14 protein-coding genes are annotated in these 13,453 nt (G+C 69.2%); 7 read left to right on the top strand and 7 right to left on the bottom strand.

Annotation, left to right across the window (positions count from 1 at the left end; translation table 11 throughout):
- Positions 1–10 precede the first annotated feature (10 nt).
- On the top strand, positions 11–508 hold the full coding sequence (locus tag ACGFNU_RS02670; protein WP_392589517.1) for a hypothetical protein: 498 nt from the start codon (positions 11–13) through the stop codon (positions 506–508).
- Here the strand turns inward: ACGFNU_RS02670 and ACGFNU_RS02675 are convergent.
- On the bottom strand, positions 505–807 hold the full coding sequence (locus ACGFNU_RS02675) for a DUF397 domain-containing protein (RefSeq protein ID WP_392589519.1): 303 nt from the start codon (positions 805–807) through the stop codon (positions 505–507). The genes ACGFNU_RS02670 and ACGFNU_RS02675 overlap by 4 nt on opposite strands.
- Positions 798–1,628, bottom strand: a complete 831-nt coding sequence (locus ACGFNU_RS02680) for a helix-turn-helix domain-containing protein (RefSeq protein ID WP_392589521.1) — start codon at positions 1,626–1,628, stop codon at positions 798–800. The genes ACGFNU_RS02675 and ACGFNU_RS02680 overlap by 10 nt, the downstream gene beginning before the upstream one ends.
- A gap of 111 nt (positions 1,629–1,739) precedes the next feature.
- Between ACGFNU_RS02680 and ACGFNU_RS02685 the strand changes: the two genes are divergently transcribed.
- The gene (locus ACGFNU_RS02685; RefSeq protein WP_392589523.1) at positions 1,740–2,201 is read left to right on the top strand and encodes an ATP-binding protein; all 462 of its coding nucleotides are present in this window, start codon (positions 1,740–1,742) and stop codon (positions 2,199–2,201) included.
- A gap of 40 nt (positions 2,202–2,241) precedes the next feature.
- A complete protein-coding gene (locus ACGFNU_RS02690; protein WP_392589524.1) occupies positions 2,242–3,084 on the top strand; it encodes a hypothetical protein in 843 nt (280 codons plus the stop codon).
- A 53-nt stretch (positions 3,085–3,137) separates the two neighbouring features.
- On the opposite strand, the gene ACGFNU_RS02695 is transcribed toward ACGFNU_RS02690, so the two are convergent.
- The 3 genes from ACGFNU_RS02695 to ACGFNU_RS02705 form a co-directional block, all read right to left on the bottom strand.
- On the bottom strand, positions 3,138–3,695 hold the full coding sequence (locus ACGFNU_RS02695) for an SMI1/KNR4 family protein (RefSeq protein WP_392589525.1): 558 nt from the start codon (positions 3,693–3,695) through the stop codon (positions 3,138–3,140).
- 35 nt (positions 3,696–3,730) lie between these two features.
- Positions 3,731–4,702, bottom strand: coding sequence for an anti-sigma factor RsbA family regulatory protein (locus ACGFNU_RS02700; RefSeq protein WP_392589527.1), 972 nt, complete (start codon positions 4,700–4,702; stop codon positions 3,731–3,733).
- 189 nt (positions 4,703–4,891) lie between these two features.
- Positions 4,892–5,800 carry a LysR family transcriptional regulator gene (locus ACGFNU_RS02705; RefSeq protein WP_392589529.1) on the bottom strand — a complete coding sequence of 303 codons (909 nt, stop codon included), beginning with the start codon at positions 5,798–5,800 and terminating at the stop codon, positions 4,892–4,894.
- A gap of 336 nt (positions 5,801–6,136) precedes the next feature.
- Between ACGFNU_RS02705 and ACGFNU_RS02710 the strand changes: the two genes are divergently transcribed.
- The 3 genes from ACGFNU_RS02710 (at position 6,137) to ACGFNU_RS02720 (ending at position 9,463) form a co-directional block, all read left to right on the top strand.
- On the top strand, positions 6,137–7,267 hold the full coding sequence (locus ACGFNU_RS02710) for a TDT family transporter (RefSeq protein WP_392589531.1): 1,131 nt from the start codon (positions 6,137–6,139) through the stop codon (positions 7,265–7,267).
- Positions 7,268–7,305: 38 nt separating this feature from the next.
- Entirely contained in the window at positions 7,306–7,905 is a 600-nt protein-coding gene (locus ACGFNU_RS02715) for an NAD(P)H-dependent oxidoreductase (protein ID WP_392589533.1), read from the top strand.
- 127 nt (positions 7,906–8,032) lie between these two features.
- Entirely contained in the window at positions 8,033–9,463 is a 1,431-nt protein-coding gene (locus tag ACGFNU_RS02720) for a hypothetical protein (RefSeq protein ID WP_392589535.1), read from the top strand.
- Positions 9,464–9,538: 75 nt separating this feature from the next.
- Here ACGFNU_RS02720 and ACGFNU_RS02725 read toward each other — a convergent pair whose 3' ends face one another.
- Positions 9,539–10,642 (bottom strand): adenylate/guanylate cyclase domain-containing protein, encoded by a 1,104-nt coding sequence (locus tag ACGFNU_RS02725; RefSeq protein WP_392589537.1) that lies wholly within the window; start codon positions 10,640–10,642, stop codon positions 9,539–9,541.
- Positions 10,643–10,681: 39 nt separating this feature from the next.
- Here ACGFNU_RS02725 and ACGFNU_RS02730 point away from each other — a divergent pair, with 39 nt between their 5' ends.
- Entirely contained in the window at positions 10,682–11,512 is an 831-nt protein-coding gene (locus tag ACGFNU_RS02730; protein ID WP_392589539.1) for a MerR family transcriptional regulator, read from the top strand.
- A gap of 65 nt (positions 11,513–11,577) precedes the next feature.
- Here the strand turns inward: ACGFNU_RS02730 and ACGFNU_RS02735 are convergent, their stop codons facing one another.
- Positions 11,578–13,338, bottom strand: a complete 1,761-nt coding sequence (locus ACGFNU_RS02735; protein WP_392589541.1) for an RNA polymerase sigma factor — start codon at positions 13,336–13,338, stop codon at positions 11,578–11,580.
- Positions 13,339–13,453: the final 115 nt, after the last annotated feature.

Below are 13,453 nucleotides of genomic sequence, written 5' to 3' on the forward strand. Positions count from 1 at the left end.
CGTCAGACCAGTGGATGAGATCTTGCGGCGCATCGAGGACACCTACGGTTCCTTGACCGAGCCGAACTTCAGCTCGGTCGCCGCCGGGCTGGAGTCGCGGCCCTACGACCGTCTCGCCGAGGAGATCGGCACGGTCTTCAAGGTCGCGGAGGACGTCGACCCCGACGACGACCACGGCTTCATGTACGGCCTAGAGCGCGGCGGCCGCCGCTGGGTGCTGTGGCTCTCCCTGGTCGGCCCGTACGCCGCGTTCGCCCGCGTCTCCAACGCCTGGGACACGATCCTCACCCAGGCGACCCCCGACCTGTCGGACGAGGAACGCTGGCTCGTGCACAAGGTCTCGCAGGCGGGTCTCAAGCCGCTCACGCAGGACGAACTGGAACGCCCGATCGATCTCCGGCTCTTCAACGTGGAATGGGGCTCCACCAAGGTCTTCCACGCCCTCTTCACCGACTCGCCGGGCCTCCCCTGGGACAAGGAGACGCTCCGGCGACTCGGCCTGATCTAGCCCGCGTCCTTGAGCCGACTGGTGAACGCGCGCCAAGCCTCATGGCTGAACGCAAGCGCCGGCCCGTCGGGGTCCTTCGAGTCGCGCACAGCGACAACCCCAGCCAACGGCGCCACCTCAACACAGTTACCGCCGTTGGAGCTGCTGTGGCTGCTCGTCTGCCACACGCCCACCTCGACGCAGTCACCGCCGTTCGGCCCGCTGTGACTGCTCTTGCGCCACGCGGCCACTTCGATGCATTGACCGCCGTTGGAGCTGCTGCGGCTGCTCTTGCGCCAGATGGCGCCGGTCAGGTCCATCGTTCTTCCGCCGTTCTTCGTATCAGCTCAAGGGAATCGCGCTCGGAGAGTGCGTCCGTCCGAATTGACTCCCAGACGTCGGTGAGGTCCTCGAGGGCTTCGGGGCTTCTGCTGATCTCGCCTCGTAGGGCCGTCTCCACGTACGCTACCTCCCCGTTCCCGGCCCCAAGTGAGGCGATGACGAAAGATCCTGGGAGACCGGTATGCACTCCGTACGGCAGGACCTGAACGCTGACCCGTGGTGAGGTCTCTACGGCTTCGGCGACATGGATGAGCTGCTCATACATGACCTTTGCGTCTCCGACTGGTCGGTGGAGGACGCCTTCGTCCATGACAAAACGTAGCTTGGGTGGGGGCGGCTCTTCGCGAGTGAGTACATGTTGCCGCTCTATTCGACCAGCCACAGCGTCCTCGTTGTGCCCGAGCAAGTTGCTCGCGTATGCCACGGTCTGGAGCAGACCGTCGATTACTGCCAGTTGGAAGCTGCGGAGGACCGTGGCCTTCGTCTCGATGATGGGCCACTCGCCGAACCAGGGTGGGTAGCGCTCCGCCTTGGACTTGCGATAGTCGAGCCCGCGAATCAGCGTGCCGCCGGTGTTGAGGGCCTGGTCGCAGGCCTCGGCGAACTCGGGCACGGCGGGGACGTGGCCGTTCTCGATACCGCTGATGAGCGACGGGGCGAAGTTGATCAGTGCGGCAAGCTGGGTCTGGGTGAGACCGGCGGCCTCGCGGAGGTGGCGGAGCTCGCGGCCCCAGATGGCTTTCGGGCTGTAGGGGTCGGTCATTGTCAGCTCCCGGGGGTGGAGTTCAACGACCTTCAAGAGCGCGCGGTGTTCTTCAAGGTTGTTGGTCGTGTAATGATCCGAGCACCCACGGTAATCGGTGGCGGTCAGGCTGGGAAGCCTCGGAAATCATCCGAAGGGAGCCCGGCGGTGTACGACGTGAATGGTGCGGGGCAGCGAAGGCGCTGCCACAGCGAAAAACTATCCGTCCTGCTCAGCGTGCGGTTGCCCGCACGCCCGGCGGCGGTCGAGGTGGCGCGGCATCAGGTGCGGAGCGTCTTGGCACTGTACGAGGCGGACGCGACGGCGATGGACAACGCCGAGCTGCTCACGTCGGAGCTCGTGACGAACGGAGTCGTGCACGTCGGCCGCGAACGTCCCGGGACAGAGCTTGGACTGTCGCTCATCCGTGACGGCGATCGCCTGCTGGCGGAAGTGCACGATCCGAGCCGCGAGATGCCGTGCGCGCAGGACGAGATCGGTGAGCTCCGAGAATCCGGGTGGGGACTCCTCATGGTCGCGACGGTGGCGCACGACCACGGCGTCCACCTGACCGAGGGGGCGGGCAAGGTCGTGTGGTTCGAGCTCGTCGCCTGGCCGACCGTTCAATAGATTCACCACTATGCGTACACAAATGATAACTTTCCGCGACATGCCCTCCAATCGTCATGATGCGCTGGGAACGTTGTTCGACGACCACCCCGCCTTCGCCGCCGAAATCCTCACCGACCTCTTGGGAGTCGAGCTCCCCGCCGACGTCTCGGCTCACGTGGTGGATCGGACGTTCAACACCCGCCCCTCGTCCGACCTGCAAGCCGACAAGGTCGTCGCGCTCGGCCCCCCGCAGGACCCAGTTCACGCGATCATCATCGAATTCCAGCAGGAATGGGACGCGCGCAAGCGTGATCAGCTACCTCGATACGCCGCGGCGCTGTGGCTGAGACTGCAGCGCCCGGTCACCCTTCTGGTGATCTGCCCCAAGGCCGCCGTCGCCACCCGCTACACCGAACCGATCGAGACCGATCTGCCCGGCTATGTATGCAGGCCGCACGTCCTGGGTCCACATCAGATCCCGGTGATCACGGACCCCAGCGAGGTGGCCGCACATCCGGAGCTGGCAGTTCTGGGCATCATGGCGCATGACCCCGACGAGAAAGCCGCTGAGGCGTTCGTCAGCGGGCTAGAGAAGAATCATGACGCTCAGCGATACTACGATTACACTTACAGCCTGGCCACGCCACCGGTCCGACACCTCCTGGAGAAGATCATGAAATCCACTCCCTGGCCTGCGACCAGCCCGTGGGCTAAAGAACAACAAAGCCGCGGCAAGGTGTCGGAAGCGCAGCAATCCCTGTTGACCGTTCTGAACGCCCGCGGCATGGAAGTGAGTGCTGCGGAGCGCGAGCGCATCACCTCGTGCTCCGACGTCGCGCAGCTTCGGGACTGGATTAAACGCGCGGTCACGGCGGAAGCCACCGCCGACGTCTTCAGCTGAACGGCCACGACAGCCGTTGCGCACTGTGGAGCGCTGAAGGCCTCTGGCCGGCTTCATGTGACGTCGAACCAGGGCTTGCCGGCGGCCCAGTGCGCTACCCATCCGGCGAATCCGGGGGAGCCCGTCGTGTATCCGAACTCGGTACCGAAGGGCGCGGCGCCCTCGCCGCTGATGTTCCAGACATGTCCGCGGTGCCGCCCGGTGACGATGAGATGCCAGTCCATGCCGCAGCCGTCGGTACCCAGAACGATCGAACCATGATCGAAGACCTGGCCGAGCGCCGCGTCGAGTTCCTCCGCTGACCGCGGGTCGTCTTCGTCTCCCTCCCACAGCCACGCCGTGGTCAGCGGGAACGGTTCGGCCAGCGTCCGCTCGGGGCGGTCATCTCCCCAGTAATCAGGCTCCTCCGCCAAAGGCAGAAGTCCGTAGAACGGCGGTCCTGGGGCATAGCCGTCGCAGATTTCCGCAACGAAGGTTCGATACGGCTCGGGCAGGACGATTCCGTGCTCCGCCTCGAAGGCGCGCACGGCTTTCCACCCCAGCGGCGCTTGGCGGGAGTCCATGTCGAAGGCTGCCTGGAGGGCGGTCAGATCAGCGGGGTCGGGGTCCATGCGGACCAGAGGTATCACCACGCGCCCAGGGCGGATCACCGATCTGGAAGGCCCATGCGGAGGCGGACCATGGAGCCGTGCGGGCCGCTGCGGATCTCCACCTGATCGCAGAGGCGGCGCGCGATCCACACTCCGAGGCCGCTGGTCGAGTCGGGAGGGGGTGGACGGTGGCCGATGAGGTGGTAGTTCCACGCCGATCCGCTGTCGATCACGTCGCAGACGACGTCGTTCCCGTCGAGCCAGACGTTCGCCGACCCGTGGCCGCCGCCGTGTTCGACCACGTTCGTCGCGATCTCCTGGACGGCGGCGACGAGATCGTCGAGCCGATCACCGATCAGGCCGTGGTCGAGCGCGGCCAGCGTCACCAGCCGACGCGTTCGCCGCAGCTCGGGACGGCTGATGCGGTAGGTCATGACCGGCGGGCGGGCCGGCGGCAGGGGCCGCTGGTCGCACTCGGCGGAGAACGCGGCGGGCTCGATGTAGGCGCTGCTTGGGATGGTGCGCTGAGCATCGATGACCTCGGGATGGGTGCGCCGGGCGCCCTCGACGACTTCACGGGGGAGGACGCGGGTGTCGTACGGACACAGGATCCAGGCGGGGCTCTCTGCCAGCGTCAGATTGATGACCGACTCGTAGCGCTGCCAGGCGAGGATCTGAGATGGCGTACGGCCCGCCCACATCGGCTCACCGATGACTCGGATCCGGCCAGGACCGGTGTGTTCGCGAACGCGGCGAAGGTAGGCGCTGAGCGTTCGGCCAGGCGAGATGTACCAGTCCGCCGAGTTCACGTAGACGATGTCGCGTGAATCGCGCAGGGCATGTTTGAGCAGTGCGATGTTGTACGGGGTGACGACGACGAACCCCGGCTCACTGCAGGCCAGACCGTCACGCAGGAAGGCACTCGCCCGTTCGGCGAACAATTCGTCTGAGTCGTACAGGAACGCCTGGTGAACGAACCGGCGATTGTTTCCGAAGCCGTCTGCCTCAGAGACCCGCGTGGCGACCATTGCAGATCCTCGCACGATCGGCGCTCACGTCTCGCATTGTAAGACGGCACCGACTTTGCGTCGAGTAATAACCCGAGTTGCCACAAGACGAAATAAACCAACGGCCAACCGGCGAATACAGCGGGTGGCCGGCGGTACGTCCGGGCTTAACTGAGCGTGCCATCTGGATATCTGGACCGCGGGCGGGATTCAGCGGCGTGGGCGGCGCGACAATGCGAGCAGGTCGCGCGCGGGGCCGGTGGGGCGCTGCCCGGACGGCCAGACGGCGCGCAGGGGACGGCTCAGGTCGAGCTCCGGTACCGGCACGGCGATCAAACGACCGTCGCTCAGTTCCTCCGCGACGGCGAGTTCGCTGACGGCCGCCGGGCCCGCGCCGGAGACGGCGGCCGCCTTGAGCGCGGTGGTCGAGCCGAGCTGGAGGAGCGGCGGGGCGGTGCCGCCGTACGGGCCGAGCGCGCGATCGATCACCTCGCGCGTTCCGGAACCTTCCTCGCGCAGCAGCAGCGGAGTGGCGGCGAGTTCGGTGGCGGCGACACCTCGACGGCGACGGGCCCACGGATGGGCGGGGGAGACCACGACGAGGAGCCGATCCGTGGTCAGAACGGAGCCGCCGAGCCCCTCGGGGATGTTCGCGCCCTCGACGAAGCCCAGATCGGCCTCACCGGCCAGGACCTGCTCCGCCACGGCCGCGGAGTTGGCGGCGCGAAGCGTGACGGCGGTCTCCGGGAGCGCCTGGCGCAGGGCCAGCAACCAGCCCGGCACCAGGTACTCGGCGATCGTCATGCTCGCGGCCACCCGCAGGCGGCTGTCGCGATGCTCTCGGAGAGCCTCGACCCCGGCGTCGAGGGCGTGCGCGGCGTCCATCACCTGCTGGGCCCACTCGGCCACCAGAGAGCCCGCTTTGGTGGGCCGCGAGCCGCGCGGTGAACGCTCCAGCAGGCTCACGCCGAGCTGCCGTTCCATCGACTTGATCCGGCCGCTGGCCGCCGGCTGGGTGATGCCCAGCTCGTCCGCCGCACGCCCCAGGCTGCCCAGCCGCACGACGGCCAGCAGCAGCTCCAGAGCGCTCAGCTCCGGAACGCGACGCGACAGGGTCATGTTGGCAGTCTAGGCAGAGCCATAAGTTGAGCTTATGCACCCATAGGGCAATGACCTCTACTGATGCCGCTGCGGCGCCGGGAGAGTCGAGGTATGCCCTCGACGGTCCCCGCTCCCCCGCCCCGCACGCCCGTCCCACCCAGTGCCACAACATCCGTGGGTGGAACGTCTGCGGCTGCAGCATCCAGGGATGCCGCGTCCAGCACCGCCGCGTCCAGCACTGCCGCGTCCAAGGGAGTGGTGGCCCCGGCTGCGGTTTCCGTCGCTGATGTGTCTTTCACGGCGTCCGCGTCCTTGACTGCGGACGGCGAGAGGTCTGCCTCAGCATGGGTTTCGTTGGAGGCGTTCCGGCATCTCGGGCCGAACTGGTACGCGTGCGTGATGGGGACGGCGATCGTCGCCAGTGGGGCCAACGCGCTGCCGGTCCGGGTGCCCGGCCTCCACGCGTTCGCGGTCGTCGTTTGGATGATGTCGTTCAGCCTCCTGGTCGTCGTCGCGGCCGCCCGCACCGCGCACCTCGTCCGGCACCGTGACGAGGCTCGGGCCCAGCTTCTCGACGACCCGGCCACCGCCGTCTTCTACGGGTGTCCGCCGATGGCGCTGCTCGCGGTCGGATACGGCACGCTCGTGCTCGGACGCGATGTCATCGGGACCACGGCCGCGGTGTGGACGGACGCGGTCTTGTGGACGGCGGGGACGCTCTACGCCCTGGCCGTCGCGTTCGGCATCCCCTATCTGATGATCACCAGGCATGCGGTCGGCCGGGACGGCGCGGCTCCCACCTGGCTGCTGCCGGTGGTGGCGCCGATGGTGGCCGCCGCGCTCGGTCCGGCGCTGATCCCCCACCTGCCGGCGGGCGAGCCGCGTTCGCTGATGGTGTTCGCGTGCTACGCGATGTTCGGCGGGAGCCTGCTGGCGACGCTGATCCTCTTGCCGGGGGTCTGGGCGCGGCTGGTGTACGACCGCTCGTTCCCGATCACTCTCGTGCCCACGCTGTTCCTGGTCCTCGGGCCGCTCGGGCAGTCGGTCACCGCGGTCAACCAGCTCGCCGACGCCGCACCGGCCGCCGCGCCCCAGTACGCGGACGCCATGGCCGCGTTCGCCGTCCTCTACGGAGTCCCTGTGATCGGCTTCGCGCTTCTGTGGCTGGCCATCGCCGTGGCCACGTCCATACGGGCTCTCCGCAGCGGAATGCCGTTCGCGATGACCTGGTGGGCGTACACCTTTCCGCTCGGCACGTGTGTCACTGGCGCCTCCGCCCTCGCCCGGCGCCTGGATCTGGGTGCGATGACGGCGATCGCGGCCGGCCTCTACGTCCTCCTGCTGGTCGCCTGGGCGGTGACCGCGACGCGAACGCTGCGCGGAGTGCTGATCGGCAGGCTGCTTCTGCCGCCCGCCGCCACGCCCAAGCCCGCCGACGGCGGCATGAGGCTGGGCGCTGGTCCCCGGGGTCGCGCGCTAGCGTGATCAAGCTCGACATTTCCCACCGAACCCGGAGCTCGCCGATGCGCATCGCCGTCTACCTGGCCCATCCCCGGCCGGACAGCTTCAACGGCGCGCTGGCCGACGCCGTGATCGACGAGCTGCGCACGCGCGGGGCGGGGGTCATCGCGCATGACCTGTACGCCGAGGGCTTCGACCCGGCGCTCACCGGGGTGGAGACCGGCACGGTCGGCGCGGCCGCCCCTTCCGCCGACGACCTCGTGACTCGCTACCAGGCGGAGCTCGCCGACCTGGACGCGCTCGTCTTCGTCCACCCGAACTGGTGGGGCATGCCGCCCGCGATCCTCACCGGCTGGGTGCAGCGCGTGCTCGCCCCGGGCGTCGCGTACAAGCTCGGCACCGCCGACGGCGAGCCCGCCGGGCTGCTGCGCGCCGGCCGTGCCCTCGTGCTCAACACCTCCGACACGCCCGCCGACCGCGAGCGCGATGAGTTCGGCGATCCGCTGCAGCGGATCTGGGCGGCCTGCGTGCTGCCGTACGTGGGCGTCACCGACGTCAGGCGCGTGGTCTTCCGCACGGTCACCGACTCGACCGGCGCCGAACGGGCCGCCTGGCTCCAGGAGGCGCGCGACCAGGCCGCCGCCCTCCTGGCCGAGGCCTGATAGATCACAGAACAGTCTCAACCTGGATATCGCATCTCATAGCGGTCAACCTGCCGGGCGAACCGCGCGTCTCCCCTTCACGCGAATGATCTCTTCGCGATGCGACATCTTCCTGAGGTGACACTCCTTGAGACGTACCACCCTGGCCATCGCCGGCGCGTTCACCCTCGCGTCCGCCGCGATCGCCGCGCCTCCCGCCCTGGCCGCCGAAAAGGTGACCATCACGCTGAGCGCCGACCGGACCACCGTCGACGCCGACCACCGCGACGCGACGATCACCGGTCTGGTGACCGCGGGCGCGGAGAACAAGCCGGTGGCGGGCCTGAAGGTCGATCTCACCGCGACCGGCCAGCCGGCCATCGACGACCCGGTGACCGACGCCGAGGGCAAGTTCACCGCCAAGTACAGCTCGACCGGCGTCGACGGCCAGGTCACGGCCCAGACCGCCGCGACCGAGGAGCTGGAGGCCGGGCAGGCCGGGCCGCTGGCGATCAAGGCCGTGAAGTCCAAGACCCGGATGACCCTCGCCACGGACAAGCCCAGGCCGGACGTGGGCGCCCCGTTCACCCTGAGCGGTGTGGTCGAGTACGAGTCGGCCGAGACGACGGGCGGCTGGAAGCCGCTGGCCGGTGCCGACGTCCGCATCGAGTTCAACGACAGCGAGTGCGGAGCGAACGTCCCCGCGGCCACGGCCACCACGGACAAGGACGGCCGCTACGCGAAGAGCACCTCGCTGACCTGCGGCAGCGCGGTCAACGCCGAGGCCACCATCACCGAGCCGTGGTTCGACCCGACCACCGCCCAGCTGGTGAACGGTGTCATCGTCCGGCCGCGCACGTTCTTCCACGACGTCAAGGTCAGCATGGACCCGTACGGGCTCGTGAAGGCCTCCGGCGCGGCCCAGACCGATCGTGTCTACCGCGACTTCCGCGGCAAGCAGATCCTGCTCGAGCGTTCTTGGAACGGCCGTAGCTGGTGGACGCACAAGACGCTGCGCGCAGGCGTGGACGGCTGGGTCAACGCGCAGTTCACCGTCAACCAGTCGAGCTACTGGCGGTTCCGCTTCGCCGGGACCGCGGACGCGATGCCGGCCACCGGCAAGTCGGTCAAGACCTGGCGCTGGACCACCAAGATGTCGAAGATCTCGGTGTCGCCCGGCAAGGTCCGCAAGCTCAAGTACGTGACGGCCAAGGGTTCTCTCGTCCGCTACTCGCCCACGTCCAAGAAGTACGTGGGGTACAGCGGCCAGAACGTCCGGATCATCTTCCGCTACAAGGGCAAGAAGACCTGGTACCACCTGGCCTGGGCCAAGACCGACCGCAAGGGCCGCTTCAGCAAGAAGGTCCGCGCGTACGGCGACGGCTACTACGCCGCGCTCTTCCACGGCTCGCAGTACCACTGGGCCACCAGCACGCCGAACGACAAGTACGTGGACACCTACGGTCTTCCCGGCACGCAGCGCCAGGCGGGCGTCCAGTCGTTCCTGACGCCGTTCACCCTCCCGGTGCCCGCCCCTAGCGGCACCGGCAACGCCGGCGGCACGACCCGCATCGGCTGACCCCTCAGCAAGACACCTGGGGCCGTCTGCTCTCCCTTCCGGAGACCAGGCGGCCCCTTCGCATTTCCAAATGGATCAGTGGGTCGGGGGGAGGTTTCGTGAGCGGACGGTGTTGGCGCGGCGTGAGCGCGGGTCGCGCGAGTTGCCGCGACGTGGCGACTGCTCGCTGGACGCCCTGGCAAGCAGGCGGGGCCGGACGCGACCCAGGCCTTGGAGCGGACGCGGGCGCAGAGGAGTGATGTCGAACGCGCCGGAGGCGTCCACTTCGGAAGCGTCCAGTTCGGCGGCGAGGGCACCGTCGATGAGGACGGAGCCCGGGTATGCGGTGGCGGTCAGACGAGCCGCCAGGTTGACGGGCGTCCCGAAGACGTCGCCGAGACGCGGGAGCACCTCGCCGTACGCCAGTCCGACTCGTACACGCGGAAAGTCGGGGTCTTCCTCGCAACGTTCGGCGATCCGGAGGCCGATCTCGGCCGCGGCGACGGCGTCGGAGGCGGTGAAGAGAACCTCGTCGCCCAGCGTCTTGACCATGCGTCCGCCGAGTTCGGCGACGATCTCGCTGGCGACCGACTCGAAACGTTCCACGAACGCGGCGAGCGCGTCACCGTCCATGCGCCTGCTCATGCGCGTGAACGAGACGACGTCGGCGAAGCCCACGGCGAGGTGCGCGACGCCGGCGACCGGGTCGGCGCTCGCGGCCGCGGTGCTCGCGGCGGCGCGCAGGCCCGCCGCGGTGAGCTGGCGGCGCCAGCCGTGCAGCATGAGGCGTTCGAACGGGGCGCGCAGTTCCTCGGTGGCGGCGAGGGCGGCGACGACGGCGTCCGGGGTGATCGGCTCGTCCGCGGGGAGCTGCTCGCTGAGGCGCCGCAGCCAGACGTCGCCCAGCCAGCTCGCCAGGCGTCCCATGGTCTGGCCGACCGCCCGCGAAAGCTGCAGCACCAGGTCCTCGTCGACGAGGTCGTGGTCGAGCAGTTCCTTGATCTCGCGCAGCGAGTCGACGTCGCCATCGGTGAAAGCGATCTCTTCGTCAGGGGGAGTGGGGAAGCCCAGGGCCTGCCAGATGCGGCGGGCATGGTCGTCATCGATCCCGGAAAGCTCCTCGACCTGCCCGCGCGTGTACCGGAGGGGCCCGCCGAGCAGGGTGACCTCGAGATCCGCGGGGAGCCTGGGATCCGCCATGGAACCGCCTTCTATGTGACATTGATTGATGTCACAATCGTGGCGCGTAAGATCGTGCCGGTCAAGGTGGACGAGTCCGCGGGCGGGGGCATGGCCGAGTACCGAATCGACGAGCTGGCGCACACGGCGGGCAGCACGGTGCGCAACATCCGGGCATACCAGGACCGCGGGCTGCTGCCACCGCCCCGGCTCGAAGGCCGGGTCGGGATCTACGACGACTCCCACCTGGCGCGGCTGCGGCTCATCGGCAAGCTGCTCGGCCGGGGCTACACGTTCGCGATCATCAAGGACCTCATCTCGGCGTGGGAGACCGGCAAGGACGTGGGCGAGGTCCTCGGGCTGGAGAAGGTCCTCACCGACCCCTGGTCGGACGAGATCCCCGGCACCGCCCGGGTCGAGGAACTGGTCGCGACCTTCACCCCGGGGGCGGACGACGAGACCGTCGAGCGCACGCTCCAGCGCACCGTCGAGCTCGGCCTGATCGAGCCCGAGGGCGACCACTACCGCGTCCCGAGCCCGCGGCTCCTGCACGTCGGCGCCGAGCTCGTCGCGGCCGGGATCCCCATCGACTCGGTCCTGGAGATCGCCGCCCAGATCCGCGACGACTGCGACGTCATCGCGGGCCGCTTCGTGAACCTGGTGTACGACCACGTCTTCACGCCCCTGCACGACGAGGCGAACCCGACCACCGACGAGGTCTCCGAGATCGCCGCGGTCGTCCGCCGGATGCGCCCCCTGGTCAAGATGGTCGTCGACCCGTTCATCGCCCGTGCCATGGAGACCCGCGTCCAGGCCGCCCTCGGCACCCAGCTCGAACTCATCCGGGACCACCTGACCGCCGAGAACCACCCCTCCGCCGCCGAAGGCTGACCCGGCGGGCGCTCCGGGCGGCCGCTCCGGTCAGGCGCTCCGGGCGGCCGCTGGCCGGAGCCCGGTCAGAGCAGGGAGATGCCCCAGACCACGGTGACCTCCTGGCGGCGGCCCTCGGTGTCGGTGAAGGTGAGCGTGCTCTGGCCGGGCAGGTTGACCAGGCCGGTGCTCAGCTTGATGGTCAGCTCGGTCGTGCTCCCCTTGGGGAGGCTGCCCTGGGAGGGAATGACGGTGACTTGTCCGGAGGAGGTCGCCGAGCTCCAGGTGACCGGGCCGCGGTGGGCGGTCAGCACCACCCGGGCGGTCTTGGTGCCGTAGAGCTCGACCTTGCCGGGCGCGGCCGTCAGCTGGCCGGGGATCTTCGGCTGGACGGGCGGCGACGGGGACGGCGGCGGCGTCCCGGGATCATGCGGGGTGGGCGAGGGCACGGTCTTGCGCTGGCCGCCGAGCTGCGGCGAATCGGACGATCCGCCTCCGCCGCCCCGTCCGTCGCCGGGACCCTGACCCTGCCCGGGCTGTTGCCCCTGCGCCACGCCTCCCGAGGGCGGCCGCTGCTCGGTGAGCCCGGGTTGCGGGCGCATCTCCAACGGCGACCAGTGGATGATCGACTTGCCCGGGCCCATCAGCACCGCGGCGATCAGGGCGGTGGCCAGCGCCCCCGCCATCCCTCCCCCGGCGAACAGCCAGCGGCGGGTCACCGGCGACGGCACGTCCGGCTGGCTGGGCAGCCCGTCCGGCGTCAGCGTTCCGCCGCGGGCGACGATGTCGGTGCGGTAGCCGGCGAGTTCCGGGTCGGAGCCGGTGTGGATGACGCGATGGCGCAACGCCGCGGGCAGTACCGGAGCGGGCGCCATCACGAGCAGCGCGACCGGGGCCTGCTCGCCGCGCTCCAGGCAGCTCGGGCAGTCGGCGGCGGGCCGTCGCGACGACGCCTCGCCGGTGCGCGCCAGCGGCTCAGCTTCGACCACGCGGCTTGCAGGGGAATCGTCCAACCGGACCATGGCGCGCGGGCGGATCGTCCGGCGTAGCGTTCCAGGGAGCGCGCGACGGGCCTGCGGGCGCACCTGAGGGTGCGCCGCGGCCAGGACCACTTCTACCCCGGACGGCGCATCGCTCTCGGCCGCGTCTTCTTCCGACGGGGATTCGAGGGCCTCGGCGTGCTCTTCGAGCTCCGCTTCGGCGTCGGCCAGCTCACGGGCTCCAGTCAGCTCGCGGGCATCGACCGGCTCGCGGGCGCTGGCCGGCTCGCCGTGCGCGCGGATCGGCTGCTCGCCGTGGGCGCAGCGACGTTCGAGGACGAGGAGCTCCGCCTCGACCGCGGTCTGGAGCCGCGCCTGAGCACGGGCCAGCCGGGCGGTGGCGCGCCGGGGGGACAACCCCAGCGCGGCACCGAGCTCGATCGAACGCAAACCGTGCCGCATGGCGAGCAGCAGCGCCTCCTGGTCGGAAAAGCCCAGACGCGCCAGTGAGGCCTCAAGCAACTCGCGCAGTTCGAGATGGGACGTCTCAGGAAATTCGCCGTCCTTCTCCCAGGTCAATCCCCGGGCCCGGCCACGCTGCAGGCAACGCCGCCGGGCCGCCGCGTACAACCAGGGTCGCAGGCGCAGTTGATCGCGCATTCGCGGCGCCCGGCGAAAAGCGTCGATGAACGTGTCGTGAACGATGTCGGCGGCGGTCTTGTGCTCGCCGGTCATGGTCAGGCAGTAGTCATAGAGACGCTCTGCGTACGCGTCGTACAGCGCGCCCAGCGCACCCTCGTCACCTTCGTTCAGTCGCTGGACCAGCGTGCGGTCGGCGGCGACGTCGAAGGAGGACCACCTCGGCATTTCAGCTCCCGGCACTGACGGGCGAGTCTGCCCCGTCACGGGCTATCTGGACAATCGGCCCACCTTGCATACACCCACTTGCCCCATGTGCACCACATGATCCCCTGAAATGGCG

The sequence above is a fragment of the Spirillospora sp. NPDC048911 genome, assembly GCF_043198015.1.
Lineage (GTDB): Bacteria > Actinomycetota > Actinomycetes > Streptosporangiales > Streptosporangiaceae > Spirillospora.

Bases quoted from the DNA above. Each gene is read 5' to 3' on its own strand.
- ACGFNU_RS02675 (WP_392589519.1), bottom strand. From the start codon at position 807: ATGGACCTGACCGGCGCCATCTGGCGCAAGAGCAGCCGCAGCAGCTCC.
- ACGFNU_RS02690 (WP_392589524.1), top strand. From the start codon at position 2,242: ATGCCCTCCAATCGTCATGATGCGCTGGGAACGTTGTTCGACGACCAC.
- ACGFNU_RS02695 (WP_392589525.1), bottom strand. From the start codon at position 3,695: ATGGACCCCGACCCCGCTGATCTGACCGCCCTCCAGGCAGCCTTCGAC.
- ACGFNU_RS02700 (WP_392589527.1), bottom strand. From the start codon at position 4,702: ATGGTCGCCACGCGGGTCTCTGAGGCAGACGGCTTCGGAAACAATCGC.
- ACGFNU_RS02705 (WP_392589529.1), bottom strand. From the start codon at position 5,800: ATGACCCTGTCGCGTCGCGTTCCGGAGCTGAGCGCTCTGGAGCTGCTG.
- ACGFNU_RS02715 (WP_392589533.1), top strand. From the start codon at position 7,306: ATGCGCATCGCCGTCTACCTGGCCCATCCCCGGCCGGACAGCTTCAAC.
- ACGFNU_RS02725 (WP_392589537.1), bottom strand. From the start codon at position 10,642: ATGGCGGATCCCAGGCTCCCCGCGGATCTCGAGGTCACCCTGCTCGGC.
- ACGFNU_RS02735 (WP_392589541.1), bottom strand. From the start codon at position 13,338: ATGCCGAGGTGGTCCTCCTTCGACGTCGCCGCCGACCGCACGCTGGTC.